Here is a 23,947-nt window from a genome sequence, read left to right on the forward strand (position 1 = left end):
GTTCAATTATTTAAAAGGTTTATGATTAAAATATTAAAATTATTGAAAAGAATTATGAAAAAATAATTTTGAGGATAAAAAGCAGATAATTGAAGTTCTGATATCTACATGAAAAAAATAAAAATAAGGAAAGTTGAATATCTTCGGCGATGTCACGCCTGGTTTTTCAACCCTCCACCTGTGAATTTAATCACAAATCAGGATTTTACAGTTATCTTATTTGTAACTGTGAATCCATTATATGTTGCCTTAACAGTATATGTGCCCGGCATTAAATCAACATTCAAATAAGCAAATCCCTTATCATCAGTTTTGATATTATATGTTTTGCCATCAACTTGCATTTTAACAATTTGACCTGCAGCAGGATTACCATTATCATCAAAGGCACGAACCTTGTAATAATTGGTGTCATGATAATACTTGGTGACATCCTTATTCACCATCAGATACTTGAAGACAAATATCTTGTTGGTATTAGTTTCTCCTGTAACAGGATTTTTTGTTGAAATCTTGTAAGATCCTGGGCTGATGTCAATGCTCAATTTGGCAATACCATTAGGCATTGTCTTAACTGTCAATGATTTGTCACCGATTGTGAATGTGACCTCTGTATTACCCAGAACCTTTCCGGTTGAATCACTGAATATTGCAAAGTATTGGCTTGCGCTGCCATATAACATATTCAAGTCAATTCCATCAACAGTTCTTAAAATTGTAATTGAAGCATTTGTTGAAGCGCCATGATATGAATCTGTCTCGTCAAAGGTAATGAATGCAGTATAATCTCCGCTGTTAAAGTCCAATGAAACTGAAGCCTTACCGTTTTTGTCACTAACTACTTCATAGCTGCTGCCTTTGATTTTGACCTTAATGGTTTCACCAACGATTGGCTTACCTTTGACGGTCAATAGGGAAATAACAAGTTTTTCATTTCCTTTGTAATATTTAACAACATCATCTGCAGACAAATCGACATCCAAAAGTGTGTCCTTAACTTCAAACTGTCCTTTTGAGATACTTTTTGAGTAATATTTATTGCCTGCATAACTTGCTTCGAATGAATAGTTGCCTTTGGCCATTTTACCGATGACTAATGATGCTTCACCATCATCAACATATACATTGTAGGATTTACCTCCAACATTGAGGACTATATAATCTGAAATTCCCAGACCATCGCTTGTTTTTAGCCTGATGTTGGCCATGACCCTATCATTCAAACCTGCATCATTGATATCCACAATCAATTTGGCTCTTTTTTGGGTAACTTTTAATATGAAAGTTGTGTTAGACCCATAATAGTTATTGTCACCGTCATAGACAGCTATTACAGTATATTCTCCGGTTGTCAATGGGGAAATATACCACATTGATCTTGAACCCTCAATTCCTTTGTATCTTGGAGAATAATATCCATTCATACTGTATAACACTTTTCCGGTAGCGTTTTCACTTAAATTAGCATATATTCTGATGTTTTCATTTAAAACTACTTCTTCAGTATATAAAACAATGCTGGATTTCGCTTTAGACACACTGAATGATGTGGAATTGCTTGATGAGGAATAATAATTATCACCCAAATAAGTTGCAGTGATTTCATGAGAACCCACATCAATTCCTGAAAACTTCCATTTGGCTACCCCTTTACTGATTTTAACATCTTCTGACCTATCTTCCACACTGAATCTAACTATTCCAGTTGCATTGCTATTGAGAGTTGCAGTTGCAATTAAGTTTTTGCCATAGACAGCGTTATTTATCTTTAAGATAACATCAGTTGAAAATTCACTTATGTAAAACGCCGTATTATATGTGAAATTATTGTAATTTTTATTTCCTGCGTAGGTAACAGTCACATCGTACTTGCCTGCACTTTGTTTAGGCAATGTCAAGCTGCATTGGGAATTTACAATGGTTTTTGAGTACTGTTTGCCGATTACATTGAAAATCACTTTTCCTGTAGCGTCTTCAAGATCTGAAACAGTTATTATTGGATTATTTCTGGAAGTCAGATTCATGAAAGTCACATTAGGATTCAAATCAGCTTTCGAAACGACGAATCCGCTTCTGACCACTTTTGAAGTGAAGAATTTATTGAGATATGTTGCCTTTACGACATAATTCTTGGCATTCAGGTTAGGCATGATGTAATCAGCCTTGCCGTTGAAAATGTCAACAGTCACATTTAAAAATCCTGAGATTACGAAGTTGACTTTGCCTGTTATTCCCCTGTCGAAATCGGCTTCTATAATCTCCTCATCGCCATAAATGATGTCATTTGTAGTTAAGTTAAATACGATATCATTAACAGTCAGAGTATTCTGGATTGTCACCTTATTATAAGTGGAGCTGACTGTATACTTGCCTGTAGGCAGGTTTAAAGTCAAATAAGCAAAACCGCCGTTATCTGTTTTAATCTTATATTGCTTATCGCCTAATTTGACTGTAACTTCAGCATTTTTAATTGGAACACCGTTTTCTTCCACAATTCTAACGGCATATTCGAAATCATTATAGTTCCATCCTGTTGCATTCTTACCTATGAAAATGAACTTATCTGCAACACCAATTGTGGTATTCCAGTTGGATTCCATGTAATAGGCATCACCTTCATAGTAAACGAATATGAGGTTGGATCCCCTGTCAAATTCCACATCGAATTTGGCTTGTCCGTTTGTAAGATTTAAGGCATAATGCTTATAGTTAATATAAACTCCGACAACACCTGTACACTCTTTCGGTGTGGTCTTTACTGTTATTGTTCCGTTATAGTCCTTTTCATTCTGTGTGATTTTTACGTTTAATCTTGAAGGGGTCTTTAAAACGCTGAAACTGGTGGATGCGTTTGCCGGATAAAACTTGGAGTATCCGTCATAGAGCACGGTAACTGTGTAGTTTCCAGCTTCCAAGTTGGACAATGTCACATTTGTAGAAACACCATCAAGATAAATTGATTCCGTATGATCATTAATTATTAGTTTCGCTTCACCCCTTAAATCATCAGGACTGACGTCAACAGTGATTATTGCATCTTCACCTACCATAATATCATTTGCAGTAACATTCATTGAAGAAGCATATCTTGTCACTTTAAAGATTGAACTTGCATTGGCTGAGCGATATTTGCTTGTTTCGACAAATTCAAGCAAAAGCTCATATTCGCCGCTGTCAAAATTCTTTAAAGGAATTGATGTATCTCCATTGTATAAATTAACAATCTTTTTACGTTCTCCATTGATATATAGAATTGCCTGACCTTGCACGCCTTTAGGAAGTAAAGTAGCGACAGCAACCCCATTCTCACCTATTTTAATTTCCGGAGTTCTTAAAGACAGTTTAACAGGCAACTTTTTGACTCTGATGTTTTTAGTGTAGAACTCCTTGAAGTAGTTGCCATTACCCTCATAACTGACATCCAATGAAAATTTGCCAGGATTCAGGTTATTGATTTCAAGGTAAGCATTTCTATTTGATAAATCGAGTTTATAGGTTTTTTTATCATAAACAACAGAAACAACACCTGTTACGGTACGCTTATCCTCACCAAATACAGTGATATTGATTTTAAGGGTGTCATTGAAAAGGATGTTGTTATTGGTTACGACCTTAAGATATGTCATTTTCTTACCAACATCTATAACAACCTGTTTTGAAAAGCTTCCTAATGTTACATTCATATAATATTGGCCTTTATTTTGAGTATAGCTAAATTTATAACTGGTTTTTCCATTTATAAAATCTCTTGTTAATTTTTGACCTGTTGAAGTTTCAAAAGTCACGTCAAGTACAGGGAACAAGTTAATTTGAGGTATTTGATTTAAATTATCTGACCATGAGACAATAACGCGTGTAAAATCACTGATATTTACTTTTGAGTATTCCGGAGTAATTTTCAAAGTCAACCAGGTGTTAATCTTATCATTGTTTACAATGAATCCTGCTTCATAAGGGTTTTCATTAGTTCCCCACCAATTGTTATCCAATGAAATCGCATCACCTGCGTTGAAGAATACACCACTATAAACTCCGCTGCCCTGGAAGTTATCTATAAATGCATTATAAGTCAAGTTTAAATTTCCGCTGTTGTAAATAGTTGAAGAACCTAAGTAACCTTGCTTGTTTTTTTCACAAAAGGCAGTATTGTTCCTGAATATTGACCCTCTAGCAGTAAAATTACCTGAATTATAGATTGCGCCATAAATAAATCTGAAATTTGCCTGTTCAATATAGTTATTCTCAACAATTGAATTCAATAAGATGAAGCTTCCTGTATTGTAGATTGCTGATCCTTTTGTTTCATGTGTTGCATGAGAATTGGAAATCAAGCTGTTTTCCATTACCAATTGCCCATCATTTGCTATTCCTGCACCATAACCGAAATCTATGCTTTTTGAGCTATTAAATACTGTGTTATTTATTGATGCTTTTCCGTTATTATAGATTGATCCCCCATAAGAGAAAAGACCTGAATCGGATAGTGCAATATTATTTTCAAAATAAGAATCTGAAATTGTCAAATCACCAAAATTGCTTATTGCACCACCATAAACGTAAGAATTGCCATAAGCTAAGCAGCTGTTAATGAAAGAACAGCCCTCCACATTTACAGTTGCTTTTTTTATCTGCAATGCAGCACCATAAACCACACCATCATATGTGTTGGATATTGATGCCGGAGATTTGTAAGAATTGATGAATTTTATATTCTTGAATGTGACTTTAACATTATTATCTACAACAAAAAGATAATTCACATTTTTTCCATCAATAACGGTATTCTCGCCACCCACAAAACTAATTGATTTCTTTATGGTTATTTTGGTATTTTTTGAACCTGAATAAACACCATCAGATAGATAAATCGTATCGCCGTTCTTGGCTTTTGAATATGCACTTGAAATAGTCTTGAGTGATGAATCTTCAGAATACCCATTATTTGAATCAACACCATTTATATTGTCAACATAAATGGAACTTTGAGTTTCCGTTAAAACATTTCCATAATTCCCATCATCCAAAGACAGAACATCTGTCTGATTATCATCCACATCACTAGCATTGACCGCAGTTAATGTAAACAATATCATGACAATGGAAATCATTAGAATAATCCTATTATATTTCAAATTAAATACCTCTATACTAATTTTTTGTCGCCAATATGATTAGTTTTGAAAAATATAATATATAAAAATATCTGAAAAATAGGATAAAAATAGAAAAAAAGGAAAATTAGTCTGAGACTAATTTAATTTAAATTTGATTTCTTACGCCTAATTCCAATAAACAACAGAATCATGATAGGAATGATGAAAAATACTGATGGGATAAACTTATCAATCTCATTTTTTTCATCTATTTCGTAAACTTTTTTGCTAACACTTGCTGAATCTCCAGCTTGCGGTGAATCTAAACTTCTTGCAGATTTAGATTGGCTTGCAAGACCTTCTTCTCCTTCAGATGAAGGGGTTACATCAGATTCATTAGTATATTCGTATCTGGTAGCCTGCCCATTATAGGAGGTAGTGTTTACTTCACCGTCCTCAGTATTGGAATTGATATAATTGAGCAATACATCTTTTAATGATGTGTAACGGGAATTGGATGAATTTCCAGAAGAAGAGCCTTTACCGTCTCCAGAACCTTTTGAATTATCACCATTACCATTGGAATTGCCATTAACAGGATTCCACCATTGGTCATCTCCGTCTTCTCCACCATATTTATCGGAAGTTCCCGGAATTAACGGGTTGAATGAATATGGATTATTGTTCTTTTCGCCAGATATTTTGCTACCGTCAACCTTATTTGAGAGATCCTTTTCATTTTCAGGATTATAATTGAAAATGTTTCCATTATCGACATTGTTTTGAAGAGATGCAAAATAGTCAAATGCCTTCATTACTCTGTTGTTGAAAAATTCCATATTCCTATGTTGGGAAATGTCTCCATATTTATATCCGCTTTTGGTTGGATCCACATTTGGATTATAGGAGACCAACAAGTTATTGAAAATTTTTGAATCGACAGAGCTTAACAAGTTTACTGAATAATAACCATCGCTGAATATTGTATTGTTCTGGATATCATACTTATGATCACCGGATGTACTTTGGCGATAACTAATTCCAAATAAATTGTCATCAACTGTAACAGCACCGACGCTGTGCACTTCTATTGTGTTATTGTAAATTACAGAATTGGAATCCTGTGATTCAATTCCTGCCACCAATGCCCATTCATGAGCACCTGCCAGACCTGTAACATTAATAACATTTTCTGTAATGGATAATGAAGTTGACCCATAGAAATTTTGAGAATAAATTCCTATGTTAGGTCCGTTTGAAAATGAATATAAATCATTTTTAGTCACATTTACATCAGAAATAGGACCTGTAATCTGAATAGGATATGCAGTACCCGCAGCAAGCTTACCTCCAGTTGTAATGATTGTGATATTATTTCCAATTACGGTCAAATTATTTAAGTCGTAAATATCTAACCCATAGAGATAATTATCAACACCCGGATATGTCAAAAAGTCAGACATGAATATGGAATTATTTGCAATTAATCCATAATCTGATTTTGAAATCAACATACAATCCAGAGAAGGATATTTTGTATCTGGTCTTTTATTAACCTCTGAAAATAAGGTATTTCCTATAAATGACAAATTATGTGAATTTTCAATACCTACGGTCAATACTAAATCAGATGCCAATTCAGCCCCATTTGGACCAAATATAATATCTTTTAGAGGTAATGCTGAACTGATAGTATTGTTCTCAATTAAAGCATTATTAGAATTAGATAATTTAACTGCACAATTATAAACGTTCACATCATTGTTATGACCTTCAAAGTTTACTTTGGAGTTAATTAATCTAAGATTTCTAATTGGTTTATTGGAAGTTCCTTCGGCTAAAATACCATACGCTTCTACATTTGTTGGTACGATATAATTAATATCAAGATTTATCAGATTTGCATTATCGGAATAAACCAATACTCCAGCACCATCATTATTATCAAATTCACTGTCCAAATCCATAGTCAAATCTTTTAAAGTAATATTATTCGCATCCAATTCAAATACTGTATTTCTCAATGTGTATCCAGTTCCACTGATGACAACATTGCTGGCATTAATATTCAATTTGCCCAAGTTTTCAAAATCTTCTGTGATAATGAATGTCTTATTTGAATGATAAACAGGTAAAACACCATCCACAAAATAATCATCAATATTTTGAGAATTGATGTAAACTGTTTCATTAGCAATCAAATCTGGAACATCAGGAACTTCTACATCAAAAACACCAGCCAATTTGGATTCATTTGCTATGGATAACTTTTCTTTAGTGATATTGTTTGAATTTTCATTTAAATCAACTGCCGAAACAGAAGAAATCAAACATAAACTGATAACTATGATCAATCCCAATATCAATTTTCGATTTAGCCTTATATTTTCACCTCCATTAAAAGTGATTATCTTTAGATAATTAAAAAATACATTTTATCAAATATAATTTAAAAATCGTTTAAAGATAGTAGATTATATATAAAAAATAGTTTATAAAGTTTTCATTAATTTTTTATAAAATATTATTGAAAAAAAAGAAAATCATAATAAAAGAGTGAAATACCCTTTTATTATTTTAAATTATTTTTGTGTTTATTTTACTACTTTAAGTGTTGTTGCAACTGTGTATTCTTTGTATTTAGCGTCACCACTGTATACAACATTCAATGGATAATCACCGGCAGGTAATTTTGAAATAGCAATTAAGGCACTGCCATCTACAACATTTGTTGTGTAATTGTTTCCATTTACTTCAACTGAAACACTACCGGTTGCATCATCAGATAAAGTTACACTAACAATAGAATAATCTCCATCTACATAGTATTTAGCGGTAACTTTCATTTTTACGTTGTATTTGTTGACGTTGAATTTTACAGTTGTGGATTGGTTTTTATACTTGTCGTCACCACTGTATTTCACATCCAATGCATATTGACCAGCAGGTAAGTCAGGAATTACAATTGTTGCAACACCATCAACGACAGTAGCAGTGTAATCCACGCCATCGACTGTGATGATTACATCACCTGTTACGTCGCTTGCTAAAGCAACATTGACTGTTACGTCGTCACCAACTTTAACAGTTCTTGCAGTTGCTTTCATGGTTGTTGATTGTTTGTTAACATTAAATGTTACGGTAGTGGTTCTTGCTTTGTATTTGTCATCTCCACTGTAGACCACATCAAATGCATATTGTCCATATGGTAAACCTGGAATAACAATAGCAGCAGCACCATTTTCAACTTCAGCAGTGTATTCAGTACCATTAATGTCTATTGCAACAGTTCCAGTTGCATCACTTGCTAAAGCAACGTTGACAGTTACGTCGTCACCAACTTTAACAGTTCTTGCGGTTGCTTTTATGCTTGTGGTTTGTTTGTTTACATTGAATGTTACTGTAGTATTTGCAGCATTGTATTTGCCATCACCAGCGTAGTCTACAGGCAATGCATATTGACCTACACCTAAATCAGGGATGATAATTGTTGCAGCACCAACTTCAGCAGCACCAGTGTAACTTGTACCATTGATAGTAATTGATACTTCACCGGTTGCATCGCTAGGTAATACAACGTTTACAGTTACGTTGTTTCCTAATTTAACTGTACGGGCAGTTGCCTTAATGGTAGCATTAATTTTATTGACGTTGTATTTTACAGTTGTGGTTTGCGGTCTGTATTTGTCGTCTCCACTGTATGATACAGTAAATGCTTGTTTTCCAGCTTCTGATATTACTGGAAGTTCGACAGTTGCTGCACCGTCAACTACATCAGCAGTGTAGTCTATGCCGTCAACAGTAATAGTAACAGTTCCGGTTGCATCGCTAGGTAAAACAACATTTGCGATTGCGTTTTCATCCACTTGCACATCATCTGCGGTTGCTTTCATTGTTGGGTAATATTTGTTAACATTGAAAGTGATTGGAGCAGTGTTGTTTTCGTATTTGCCATCACCGGAGTAGATTACATCGAAGTTGTATGTTCCTGCAGGTAACAATGGAGCATAAATAATTGCTTTACCGTCAACGAGTTCAGCAGAATACTCTGTACCGTTAACAATTATGGAAACAGTACCAGTAGCATCGCTTTCGGATAAGATTACTTCAACAGTAGCGTTTTGATCAACTCTACCAGGGTGACCTTTAGCTTTAGTGAATTCAACAGCATATTTGTCAACAGCAAATGAAACACTTGCAGTTGTATCATTGTAATTGCCATCACCAGCGTATATTACATCAACAGCATATTCACCAGCACTTAAACCAGGAATAACAATAGTTGCAGCTCCATCTTCAATAGCACCAGTGTAATCAGTGCCATCAACAGTGATTGAAACAGTGCCAGTGACATCATCCTTATCGAATGTTACATTGACTATGACATCATCACCAACTTTAACAGAATCTGCAGCAGCTTCCATAGTTGCATTTGCTTTAAATACAGTGAATGAAGCATTAGCATCACTATCTAAGCTGTAAGCACTATCAGGTGTGAAAGTAGCAGTCACATCATAATCATTAGCAGCTAAACCAGGAATGATTGCACTGCCTTGACCTTCAGAAGTAATATTTACTGTGTAATCTGTACCGTCAATAGATACAACGATTGTACCAGTTGCTTTTGGATTGAATTCAACATTGACAACAGCATCTTCACCATAAACAACATCTTCAACACTGATTACTAAATCAGAGGTAACTGGATAGTTGTTTTCTACAACATTGTCTGCATTTGTGAATTTAACAGCAGCATCACCTTTTAACTCACTAGCAATTAATAAGTTGTCGGTTACGTTGTTTCCGGTTTTTGAACCTAAATCAACAGCATAATTACCAGTAGTGGTAATGTTGTTTTCTTTAATTACGTTATTGTTTGCACTTACAGTTACAGTACCGGTTACATTATTGCCAACGAAAGTAGTTCCAACTTTATTAATGGTAACAGCACCAGTAATAGTGTTGTTTTCAATAACAGCATTAGCACCACCAGTTGTTAAACCATTACCAACAGTGTTATCATAAGCAGTGGCACCAGCAGCAACAGTCATTTTACCGCCAACAGTATTGTCATAAGCAACAGAATTAGCACCAGTAGACAAAGCACCACTTACATTGTTACCATAAACAATGGAATTAGCAAGTGCGGTTAAACCGCTACCATCAGTCATAGTGTTTCCAACATAAGTGTTGTTAGCAGGGTTTTGACCACCGAATGAAGTACTGATTGAAGATCTGTACAAAGTATTATTAGCAATCAAGTTATTTGCACCTTCTACCATAAGACCAACAGAAATACCTGAACCTTCTTTACCATAAATCTTGTTGTTAATAACTTTGTTGTAGGTATTTAAAGGTACGCCAGTAGGTGCGCCAGGAACATTGAAGGTGTTTAAGTAAACCAGGTTTCCAACGTTTCCTTCAGCTTTAACAGTACAGTTGTCGATAGTACAGTTAGTAGCCCAGGACATTGTGAATGTGGTTGATCCACCGTTGTTTCTGGTGTATAAGTAACTGTTTTTAAGAACAACATTGGTTGAGTTTTGCCTGATACTTGTAGCTCCAACACCAGAACCTACTCTTTGGTCTTCAACAACAACACTGATGTTGTCTAATACAACATTATGAGTGTTTGCAATCCATACTTGAGTGTTGTGGAAGTAAATGCCAGTTACATTGGATCCTGAACCACCATTGGTTACAGCAAAACTGTTACCCGGACTTTCACCAAGCAAACTGCCAGCAGTAGTGTTCAAGTCAACATAAGCATCTTTAGTAGTACTTACAATGTTTACAGGTTTGTTGACGTTCATTTGTACAATGATATTTGTATCAGGATTGATGATGCTTCCTTGGAAGTCTAAAGTAGCGCCTTCTGGGACATAATCAAATAATCTACCATCATCTTCTTGATTGAAGTAGTATAAGTAAGTATCTTGAGTTACAACACCATCAGCAACAAATAACACACCAGTAGCCTCACTGGTTGCAAATTCAGGACCTTCATAAGTAGCAGTTATGATATTTTCACCATCAACTAAATCTTCAGCAACAACTTCAAATGTAGCAACACCATCAACTAAATCAACAGTGTAAGATTTACCATTCACTTCAATAGTAACAGTACCTGTAGCATTAGGGACAGTTACACTGACAGTAGCATTGGAACCAGTCCAAACTGGGTCTGCAGCTACAGTAATGTTAGCTAAAGATTTAGCAGGAAGGTTATCTTCAACAACATTTCCACTGCCTGATCCGATATATACTGAATCATCACCGCATAAATCAGTAGAGACAAGATAATTGTTGGTTATTATTGCATCATTTGCTGATTTGAGTGAAACAGCATAATGACCTTCAGTATAAATAGTATTATTTTTTATTTCAAACTCGGAATTTACACCTGATTGAGCATAGCTGATACCGAAGATATAGTTGTTTTCATCATAATCTCCAATGTTATAAGTGTAGATTTCATTATCTTCAATTAAGACACTTCCTGTTTGGACTTCAATACCTGAAACAAGACCAGTATCATGGGCAGCAGTTGCTAAACCAGTTACATTGATGAAGTTACCAGTAATTACGGCATCACAAGGAGAACCCATGTTAGATGGGAAGTAAATCGCAAGGTTAGGACCATTGGAAACAGTGGTAATATTGTTGTCAACTACTCCAAAGTCAGATGAAATAGCAATAATGGCATATGCTGAACCTGCTTCATCTTTTCCACCTGTAGTGGATAAGTTGAAGTTATTGTTTGAAATGGTTAACTCTTCATCATTAATAAGTTCAACAGCATACAAGTAAACATCTTTACCTGCAGGAGTGAATGTATCAATCATTGAAATGTTGTTTCCATCGATTAAACCACTGGAACTTGCAACATACAATGCCTGGAAAGTAGGAGTGGTTCTGTAAAGCCAGTTTGTGGTTACATCCAAGTTGTTGTTGGTGAATTTAAAGTCTTCAGCACCATTAATCCTTACTCCATTAACAGCGCTTAATCCCATCACATAATATTCATTCTCATATACATCCGCCAAGAAAGCAGGAATAACAGCAGTAATAGTATTACCGTCGATTACAAGACCTTCGATAGGATCTTCATCATCAAATATACTGACGCCAGAGTTAGCACAGATTGCAGTAGTTACCTCATCCACAGCATATTCATCAACAGTGCTTTCAAAGTTAATAGTGTTATTCAATATTTGAACATTATTAGCTCCAGAATAAACATTAATAGCACTAGCCGCTTCATCAACAACATAAGTAATATTCATATTAGAAATTACAACATTTTCAGCAGCAATATCAATTAAATTACCAAGATTGCTGTTAGCAACTAAAGTCATATTGTTTAAAGTCACATCAGAACCTGCAATGATAAAAGCAATATCATTTAATACAGCACTATCCCCAGTAATTGTTAAAGCTCTGTCAATTGTAATATAGGATACCAAATCAACAAAATCGCCTTGGAAAATCAACTCATCAAATTCGACAGAATCTAATAAGTTACCGAATTCATCAAAGAAATCATAGAAATTATCTTGAGTAACAATATTTGTTAAACTAGGTGGGAAGTTTTCTCCAATCTGTACATCTTCACAATCGCCAGGATCAATTGAATCACTTCCATTTAATTCATGAGCATATAATGTGTTTCCATTAGCAATCAAATAATCTGCATCAATTATGGAAATTGTGTATTTTCCTTCGGTATAAACTGTATTGTTTTCAATATCAAATGAACGGTCACCATACATCCATTGTGCATAGCTTATGCCGTACATGTAATTATCATCATCATAATCATTTACATTATATGTGTAAATGGTATTGTTGTATATTTTTGCATTACCATTTTGGATTTCAATACCTGATACCAATGCCCAATTACCTGATTTGGAAGCCCAGCCAGTTACATTAATGAAATTATCTTCAATAAGCAATTCTGAAGTCTCGCCAAACATACTTGCAACGTAAACACCTAAGTTAGGTCCATTGGATATACTTGTAATGTTATTTCCTTTAATGATAACATCAGATTCCACACCTTGGAATGCATAAGCGGTTCCAGCAGCATCTTTTCCACCTTTAGTGGACATGACAAAGGTATTATATGAAAATGTAACATTATAATCATTGCCAAAGTCTATTCCATACAGATAGTTATCCATTCCTGCAGGAGTCATTTCATCAATCATGTAAATTGTATTGTGATCTAATAAACAGTTGTGACAACCGATGATATATATGGATTGAATTGTAGGGAACTCCGCAGAATAGTTATTTGTTGTGGAATTAATGTAGTTGTAAGTAAATATAAGATTATGACAATCTTTAAGCCTTACTGGGTTAACATTGTTTGAACCCATCAAGTAATAATCCTCGTCATAATTTAGTACATAAACACATGGTAATTTTGTTGTAATTTCATTGTTGTTGACAACAACATTCTTAGTGTCAACAAGCTGAAGGGCAATTCCTTTCAACTCATCTGAAGTCACATGACTTTCAAAGGATATTACATTACCTAATATATTGACATCATTAACCTGATAAAAGTCAATTGCAACAGCTTCCTCGCCTTCAGGAGCTTCATAAAATATATTTAAATTAGTTAAATTAATATCATCAACAGCTTCAGCATAAATTAAGCTACCTAAAGCACTATTTGCAATGAATGCTAAATCATTTAAAGCTACACCACTGGAAAGAATATTTATGGCCATATCATTTAATACAGCGCCATCGCCTGTGATGGTAATTGGTCTTTCAAGATTTATCATATCAACAAGATTGCTGAAGTCGCCTTTAAATATCAATTCATCAAAGTTGACTGAATCCAATAGGAAACCCTCATCATCAAAAAAGCTGAAGAAGTTTTCAGGAGTTACAATATTATCGGAAGTATCGATACCAGTATTATCTTCAATAATTGTATTTCCACTTGCATCCTGAATGTATACTGAATCATCACCCACCAATAAAGATGACGCCAATGAATTTCCGGTTATTGTGGTATCTTGTGCTTTAAGCAAATAGATTGTGTATTTACCTTCAGTTTCAATAGTGTTATTTTGAATATCATAGCAATGATTTTCATTTAACGCTTGTGCATAGCTGATACCATAAAGGTTATCTCCTTCGTTATATGTTCCGGTTACTGATTTTGTTTTTATTGTATTGTTATATACTCTTGCAACATTATCCTGCAATTCAATTCCTGAAACCAAACCCCAATTATCTAAAGTTGGAAGTCCGGTTATGTCAATATTATTGTTTTTAACGGTTATTTCAGTGTCCCCATAATAGTTTTGGGAAAATATACCTAATGCAGGTCCTCCGCAGCGAGAGTATAAATCATTTCCATCAATCACAACATCTTCATAAGGTCCTGTGAGTTGGATTGGATAGGAAGTACCTGCATTTTCAGCACCACCATTGGTTTCTACACTGATTTTATTGCCTTGTACCAACATGGAGTTTGAATAGTACATGTCCAATACATTTAGGTAATTTGATTTACCTTCTTCAATGAGAAAATCAGTTTCGTTGAATGTATTGCCAATGATATTTAAACCTTCACAGCTTTCAATCATTACACAATCCAAGGTTGGATAGTCACCATTGCAGCCGATTACATTGGCAATGAAAGTATTGCCAACTATATCGATTTCACTGGAATCTTTTATTCCGGTATTCAATACCAAGTCAGTATCAAGACCTGGGTCTCCTTTATTATAATCAACATCAAGTATAGGCAAGTTTGCCCTGATAACATTTCCTTCAACGAGACCTTCCTGGGAATCAATTATTTTCATTGCATATTCATAATTTTCCTCAAGGCTTGATCCTGTGAAATTGACATCACAGTTTAAAAGTTGGAAATTCTTTGCCCCATCCATATAAATGGCATATGCATCATAGCTGTCGCCCGGTGCATAGTCAATTGTCAAACCGTCAAGAACGGCATTTTCACCACTTACATAAATAAGAGCACCATCATTTAAATCGAATTCAACATCATTAGCTATTAAAGTTAAGTTTTTTAGAGTGACATCAGCACCAGAAATGGTAATGCCCATATCGTTTAAGACAGCACCATCACCAGTGACAGAAACAGGTCTGTCAAAGACTAAATATTCAGTTAAATCAGAAAATTCACCGCGTAATATCAGTTCATCTGCAGTAACATCAGTTAATAATTTACCCTCATCATCAAAATAGTTATAAAAGGAATCCTGAGTAACAACTGCATCATCATTACTTAAAACTTCCTGATTATAAGATTTAAGCTTAGTTACATTTTCACCGACAGCAACATCGTCCGTAGCGATACCACAATCAGTGGCTAATCCATCGTCAAGTGAAGAAGAAATCTTTAAATCCCCACTATCTCCCGCAACTGCCAAATCATCGACAGCTGCATTATCCGCCGCACTTGCGGCACCTAAAGTTAAGATAGCCAGTAAGATTATACTAACTAACAAGATTTTATTAAATTTCAAAAGTATACACCTTATAATTCAATTAGCATATTCAATAAAACATGAATAATATTCATATATATAATATAAAGTGTTATTTATAATTATTCAAAAAAAGTAGATAAATAAAAAAATTAAAAAAATATAGGGAAATAAATCCCTATCTAATTTACTTTAAAGCTAGTGGTAGCTGTTTCACTTGAATATTTTACATTTCCTGCGTAAGTTACGGTAACGCCATAAGTTCCTTTAGCAAGACCTGGGATTTCAAGTGTTGCTTTCCCAGATACTATTTTTACAGTGTATTTAACGCCATCCACTGTAATTCTCACATTTCCAGGAGCATCTTTGGCAATATTAACAGAAATCAAAGCATTTGATCCTTGATTAATGTTATTTGCTGTAACTGTTAAGCCAGGTGAATACTTATTGACAGTGAATGTTGCTGTAGCTGTTGAAGGAGCATATTTGATATTGCCCGCATAGGTTACAGTAACATTGTGAACGCCTGCCTTTAAATTAGGAATGCTGATGCTGGCTTTTCCTGAAACTATTTTTACCTTGTATGTTGTTCCGTCAACAATGAATCTGACATTTCCAGGAACATCTTTTGGAAGGTTTACTGAAATTGTAGCGTTTTCACCATAGTAAATATCTGAAACAATTGGAGTTAAATCCAATGGGATTTTACTTACAGTGAAGCTTGTGGAAACTGATGCAGCTTTATACTTGACATTACCCGCATAACTAGCAGTAACCTCATAAGTACCTTCACTTAAATCAGGAACAGAAAGAACAGCACTACCAGAAACAACTTTAACACGATAAATAGAACCTCCAATCACAAACTTAATATTACCAGGAACATCACCCGGAACACTAACAGAAACAGTGGCATTATCACCATAGTTGACGTTAGGAGCAGTAATATTCATATGCAAGTCATACTTGGACACGCTAAAGCTTGTGGAAACTGATGCAGCTTTATACTTGACATTACCCGCATAACTAGCAGTAACCTCATAAGTACCCTCCTTCAAATCAGGAACAGAAAGAACAGCACTACCAGAAACAACTTTAACACGATAAATAGTACCACCAATCACAAACTTAATATTACCAGGAACATCACCCGGAACACTAACAGAAACGGTAGCATTCTCATCATAATGAATATCCAGAGCAGTAATATTCATATACAGGTCATACTTGGACACGCTAAAGTTTGTGGAAACTGATGCTGCATTATACTTTACATTACCCGCGTAACTAGCAGTAACCTCATAAGTACCCTCCTTCAAATCAGGAACAGAAAGAACAGCACTACCAGAAACAACTTTAACACGATAAATAGTACCACCAATCACAAACTTAATATTACCAGGAACATCACCCGGAACACTAACAGAAACGGTAGCATTCTCATCATAATGAATATCCGGAGCGGTGATACCCATATTCAAATCATGTTTTGATACTGTGAAACTGACAGATGTTGAAACTGCATTATATTTGACATTACCCGCATAGCTTACAGCAACATCATAATTGCCTGATTTCAAATCAGGAATGCTAAGAATAGCGTTACCATTAGTGATTTTAGATTTATAGGTCTCCCCATCAACGACAAATTTGATATTGCCCGGAACATCACTAGGAACACTAACAGAGACAGTAGCATCCTCACCATACATAATATCATTAGCGGAAGCCTGAATATTTAAAGTATGTTTTGTGACTTTAAATGTAGTGGAAACTGATTCTGAAAGATATTTGGAATCCCCACCATATGTTGCGGTTACAGTATGTGTACCAGATTTTAAACCAGGAACACTGAGAGTGGCTCTACCTGAACTAATTTTAACAGAGTATGGAGTTTCATCAACAGTTATGGTAACGTTGCCTAATGCATCATTAGCAATATTGACAATAATATTTGCTGTTTGTTCATATTTGATATTGCCTGCTGAAACTGCAATATTTGAAGAAGCCTTAGTCACACTAAACTGACTGGATGTGCTTTTAGGATTATATTTTCCATCCCCTGAATAGCTGACTTCAACGCTTTTATCACCATAGCTGAAACTGGCGATAGTGACTGTTGCCTTACCGTTTACAACGTCAACTGTTCCAGTTCTGCCGTCAGAGGTAACGGTAACAGTACCTGTTGCATCAGGGTTTAAATTTACAATAAAGTCAACAGAATCTCCAACATGAACATCATCATTGAAAGTTAATGTCAAATCAGGATTTACCTTATTTACAGCAAAAATCTTATTATATTCTCTGGATAGATATTTATCATCACCTGAATAAGTGAATGTAGCAGTTTTCCTTCCTGCAGTTAAATCTGAAACGGTTATTTGAGCATTTCCATTGACAACATTTGCACTGAAAGTTTCGTTGTCAATTGCTAATGTAATATTTCCGGAAGCATCAGAAGGTCCGGTAATGACAAATACGGCATCATCACCTACATTAATGTTGCTGAGAGGAATTGTAAATGACGGATTAATTTTATTAACATTAAAGTTAACAGTTTTGGAGTCCGCCATGTAATTTTCGTCATTGGAATAGCTGACAATTGCAGTTTTAGATCCGTATGTTAAGCCTGCAACGGAAACTGTTGCCCCACCATTGGCTACATTGGCACTATACAAACCATCATCAACACTGACTGTAATCACACCGGAAGCATCTGAAGGCAAACCGGAAATAGTGAATACTGCAGTATCACCTACTTTAATATTTGTCGCAGTAGTTACAGTAAATGATGTAGTGTTTTTATCCACTGATATTGTGCCAATTTTACTTTCGCTAAGGTATGTAGAATCTCCGTTATAAGTCACATTATAGCTATAGTCTCCCCTGGTCAAACCTGCAATATTTATGGTTGCCTTACCATTATTGATAGTTGCAGAACCTCTTTTGGTTCCTACACTTACGCTAACGGTACCTGTTGCGCCTGAAACTACAGCTACATTGAATACAGCTTTCTGACCATATTTAATGTTTTTAGTTGTTACATTCATGTATGGACTAATCTTATCAACACTGAACTGGCTGGACGCACTTGATGGAGAGAACCTCATATCTCCTGAATAAGTAACGCTTGCAGTGTAGCTATCTTTCGCAGGCAAATTAGGAATTATTTTAATTATATTGCTATTATTAATTGTTTCAGTGTAAGTTTGGCCGTTTACGATAATATTAACTGTACCGGTTGCATTTTCATTTAAGGTAACAGTAATTACCTCATCTTCACCTACATTGATGTCATTAGTGGAAATTGCCAAATTAGGATTTTTAACATTCTCACTTGTTAATGCATATACCTTATCTGCAGAATTGACATATATCACACCATTTACATCCATGATAGGGGTTCCTACAATCTCATCACCAATTACAGCTTTCCATAAAATATCTCCATCACTATTAAATGCGTAGAATGTTTCTCCAGCCGCAAAGTATAGATTATTATCTTCACCTATTAAAATTCCGGATGTGACTTTCAAATCTGTGAATTTTGATTCAGTTCCATCAATTATGTCATAAACATATAAATCTCCGTTTGCATTGACAGAATACAATCCCATTTCAGGGTCAAGGAACAATTGATTTCCAACTCCTCCAGTTACTCTTGTAGACCATAATTGACTACCGTCATCATTTAATGCAACAATTGAATTTGATAAGAATGTGAAAATAACATTTCCACTACCTACAATTGAATTTCCACCATTGATGAATCCTGATTTAGAGGATTGAACGGTTCTTGATGAGATATCAACTATCTTAAATGAATCATAACAAGGTACTGCAACCAAATCATCACTGATTATTGTAGGTGCTGCGGATGGAGCTGAACCTAATGGGATTAGAATTGGATTTCCACCATTTTCCCATATGTTATATGGAATAATAACCAGGTAAGATCCTCCTTGCTCCTCACCTGCAATGTATATGTTTCCATTGGCATCAACAATCGGTGCAAATAAACTGGATCCCTGATAAAGATTTGCATGACCATATCTTTGACCGGTAGTTTGGTTAATGAAATAAAGAGTGTCTTCGGATTTTGGTGAAATAACAACATCACGACTGATAGCTATTCCTGAGAAATCCGCACCGGCATCGTCTGATATGTAACTCCATCTGAAATTACCGTTAGTGTCAAGGGAGAAAATTCCATCGCTTGTTGTAATGTAAATATTTCCTTCGCTGTCAATTGCCATATTTCCGCTAATCTCATCGACTGATGCAGACCATTTAATTTTTCCGTTGGTTGAAGTTTCATAAGTTGATTTACCGGTATGCTGTAAGTCTCCACCTTCATTTGCCCATTGAGGAGCATTCCAATCAGTTACCTCGAATGAAGCTGATTTTGTGATTGTTACATAATTATTACCGGTGTATTTTACATTGATTGTATAGGTTCCAACAGGTAAATCCGAATAGGTTAATGTTACCAATCCTGAAGATGGAACATTTTTGGTCTCAGACCGGATTCCAGTGATTGTCAATGTTCCTCCGGTTCTTGCAGGGAGTCTGATTTCTGCAACAGCATCCCTACCCAGTTTAATATCATTAACATCTATTGTGAAGTCAAGTTGGGCTTTAGCCACATTATATGTAGTATTAGCTGAAGCGTTTTTATAATTATTATCTCCAGGATAGTAAACTTCCACAAGCTTGTTGTTGCCTGCGCTTACTCCTGGAATTGTAACTGTTGTTCTTCCGCCATTTAACTCACCAGTAGCAGTTATTCCATCAATTGTTACGGTTACATTACCTGTAGTTGCAGTATTTGACCTTACATTAACGATTGTGTCTTGGCCATAAGTGATGTCTGCAACTGTAATAGTTAATGCAGGTGTTAATTTACCCACTTCAAATGAGAATTCGTCTTCACTTGGCAAGTATTTTGCATCACCGCTGTAAACTGCCCTAACTACATAATCTCCTCTTTTGATTTTGCTGATTACATAGTTATCATTGACATTAACTGTAGCTTGTTTAACCCCATTCACATATACATCAATAGTGCCTGTTGCATCATTCGGAACTGCAAATGAAAATACAACATCATTATTTACTACAATGTCACCTGTTGATATTTCAATTGTTGAATTAAGTTTATTTACAACCAAACTGGCTGTTTTTAAGGTGGATAAGTAATTGTCATCACCAGTATAATTAGCCTCAACAGTATAATTGCCTGCTGCAAGATTTGAAACTGTAAATATGGCTTTTGAATTTGAAATTGCCTTTGTTTGAGTGACATTTCCAACTTTAAGTTTAATGCTTCCAGTCACACCTGAATTTACGTTTACGACAATTCTTGCATTGCTTCCGACAGTAATGCTTGGAGCATCAATAGATATTTCAGGTGTTGATTTAGTGAATGTGAAGTTAATTGTTGTGCTGATACCATTGAAAGAACCAGTAAGAGAACCACCAGCCCTATCAGTTAATGTATAATCGGTAATAGCTATTCCATTATTAACTGTAATCCTATTATCTGAACAAGTTCCATTTATAGCAGTTAATTCCAAATCGAAACTTGGCAAGTTTACCCCATCATAATTAGTTACATTTCCTTCATTATCAATTTGTGTAAATGCAAATTGAACTGGAACTGCATGATTAAGTTCAGCTTCATTGCTTAAAGCTGTCACATTCAATACTAACCAATAAGGTACAGGATCCCATCCATTAGGTAATGCATTTGATATAGGGAATACTTTTAAAGCCGGTTTGGTAAGGTTTTCAACAGTATTTCCCCACCAGTTATTGCTGGCAGTCACTTTTTTAAGAGAAGACTCCACACCATTAATAAGAAGATTATTGTCATTTTCATAAGAATTATTAATAATAATTGAATCTCTGAGTACCAATGTGCCTGATGAAACATATATTACTGAGGAATATTTTCCTATATCTTTATTATTGATAAATTTACATGATTGAACCAGTGCATTGCTACTGTCTTCAATTTGTATAGCAGACGCCCTATTTGTACCTGTATTATCAATAAATGTACAGTCAGTTATTGTTGCCTTATTCTTTTTAGTGTCAATACAACCAGAATGAAGAGTATTGCCAATGAAAGTTAAATTTTCAAGTTCCAATTTAATTGTTTTACTCTTATACATCAATAAAGCTTTATATAGTGTATAAGTAACTATATTATTTGTAAATGTAGAAGATTTAAGGGTAATAGAATCGGCTCTAATTAGTGAACCATCATTGTTGTTTGTGAATTTTAAATTTTCACCTTCCAATATACCGTCGGCTTCAATGTGAGCTTTATAACTGTTGCCATCAAAAACACATCCTTCAAATATCAGGAATCCTGAACTGGTCTGAGTAATCAGTCGGGTTTTGGAGCTTGATCCATATTTACAATTTTTGAAAGTTACATTTACAAATTTCACATCCCCATTGGTAATATTAAATGCATTTCCTGTGACAGTTATTGCAGCATTATTTTCAGCTGCAATAGTTAAATTATAGTTTATAACCAGACCGGTTTCTGCAAATGTTCCATCAATGATAACAATATTTTCAGTTGACCTTGCAAGCTCAATTGCTTTAGCTAATGTCTTAACTGATTTGCTTCTGGTAAGTCCATTGTTTGCATCATTACCATTACTTTGTGAAACATAAATATATGTTCTTGCAATACCTGCAGAAACCTCATTACTTTTACTGTTTGATATAGATGGAACCACATAAACTTTAGCAGTATTGCCTTTTCCAAGATTTAAATCAAAATCCCTGCTGGAAACAGTAGTATTATACACTCCATTTACATAAACATCATAGTTAGATTTATCCAAAATATCAGCATCAAATGATGTAGGGTTTTTCAGTGCGGCATCAAGATGGAAAGTTACAATTCCATTGACAGGATCATCTGCAGTGAGTTTAAGTTTTTGGAATACTAATGAATTATTATAATAATAATTGTCTCTAATTTCGGCAACTGAACCTGTTGCAACTCTAACATCCAAAACATCCCCAACACGGGTATGGTTGATGAATTGATTTCCAATAATTTTTACATCTGGAGAACCATAACTTAGACCACCATTGATAGCACAGATAGCAGTACCTATGGAAGCACTATTCTTAATAAATACAGAATTGTATACTTCAAGACCACCTTCATCCATGAGGGATATTGCTCCTCCACGACCTGTACCACTGGTAGACAATTCGTCTAATCCCCAACATAGGTTTTCATTGTTTTCAAATAAACATTCTTCAATATGTATGTATGGTGCATGTAGGTATTTACAGGCTCCAATAGCACCACCACCATTATTAGTAGTACAGTTGTTACCTATAAACCTAGTATTGTAAATCTGCAAATAACTATAAGTGTATAATGCACCACCATTCCAACCTGCAAGATTATCTATAAAGTCGGAATCATATATAGTAGTATTAGCACCACCATGAGTATGTATTGCACCAGCCCACCAGAAAGCACTATTCTTATAGAATGTACTGTTATTAACAACTAGTATACCACAGTTATTAATACAACCAGGTTCTGTTCTTGCATAGTTGCCTTCAAAGTAACAGTCATTTACTTCCATAGATGCCAAAGTACATACTTTAGTAGGATCATCTTTAGGATTATAAACGCTTAGGCAACCAAAATCAGTTGTACAATTAATGAAAGTACAGTTTTCCACTATTGCCTTTCCTAATTTAATATGTAATATACTTGAATGACCTAAATTGGTACTGATATTAGTGAAATAACAATTTTTAAAGTAATTTGTTGAGTTTCCACCCATCACTAAAAATACGCCATCCGGTTGATAACTGGTACCAATCCATTTGAATGTTACATTTTCCATTGTTATTCCAATACCGGAACCGTCATTTACTTTCATAGCAGTGTAAGCAATTTTACCCGCATTAGGAGAAGTATCACCTATATAAGCCCCAGTATTTCCAATAATCTTTACATTATTATTGATTACTATCTGATAGTTGGAATCACTAATGTCATCAGGATAATAATTTGTATTCTCTTTCAATTTCAGAGTATAATTCGCATCGCTTAAAGAACAATAATACTGCAAATCATTCCAATCATTAACGATTATCTCATCATTATTGTCTTTAAGTGGCGAATCATCACTTGATTCTAAATATTGATTTGAATTAACACTATCCAAATTTCCAATTAAATTACTGTCAGCGGCTTGAGTAATATTTGAATCATCCAAAGCAGCAGCTGAAATGTTACTTAATGAAAATAACAGTATCAATAGTGTTAATGTTATTAAAAACATTTTATTTAATTTCATTTAACCAACCTTAATAAAACTT

At 34.8% G+C, this 23,947-nt stretch carries 4 protein-coding genes; all 4 read right to left on the minus strand.

Annotated elements, in window-relative coordinates; translation table 11 throughout:
* Nucleotides 1-197: 197 nt before the first annotated feature.
* Complete coding sequence (locus tag E7Z77_RS03045; protein WP_292750070.1) at nucleotides 198-5,132, minus strand: Ig-like domain repeat protein; 4,935 nt, start codon at nucleotides 5,130-5,132, stop codon at nucleotides 198-200.
* A 122-nt stretch (nucleotides 5,133-5,254) separates the two neighbouring features.
* Nucleotides 5,255-7,447 (minus strand): right-handed parallel beta-helix repeat-containing protein, encoded by a 2,193-nt coding sequence (locus E7Z77_RS03050; protein WP_292750073.1) that lies wholly within the window; start codon nucleotides 7,445-7,447, stop codon nucleotides 5,255-5,257.
* A gap of 240 nt (nucleotides 7,448-7,687) precedes the next feature.
* Entirely contained in the window at nucleotides 7,688-15,613 is a 7,926-nt protein-coding gene (locus E7Z77_RS03055; protein WP_292750076.1) for an Ig-like domain repeat protein, read from the minus strand.
* Between the two features lie 143 nt (nucleotides 15,614-15,756).
* Nucleotides 15,757-23,925 (minus strand): Ig-like domain repeat protein, encoded by an 8,169-nt coding sequence (locus tag E7Z77_RS03060; protein WP_292750078.1) that lies wholly within the window; start codon nucleotides 23,923-23,925, stop codon nucleotides 15,757-15,759.
* Nucleotides 23,926-23,947: the final 22 nt, after the last annotated feature.

Origin of the sequence: Methanobrevibacter sp. (assembly GCF_015062985.1) — an archaeon.
Classification (GTDB): Archaea; Methanobacteriota; Methanobacteria; order Methanobacteriales; family Methanobacteriaceae; genus Methanocatella.

What these genes read in the sequence shown, in the direction of transcription:
- E7Z77_RS03060 (WP_292750078.1), bottom strand. Translation starts at nt 23,925, where the DNA reads ATGAAATTAAATAAAATGTTTTTAATAACATTAACACTATTGATACTG.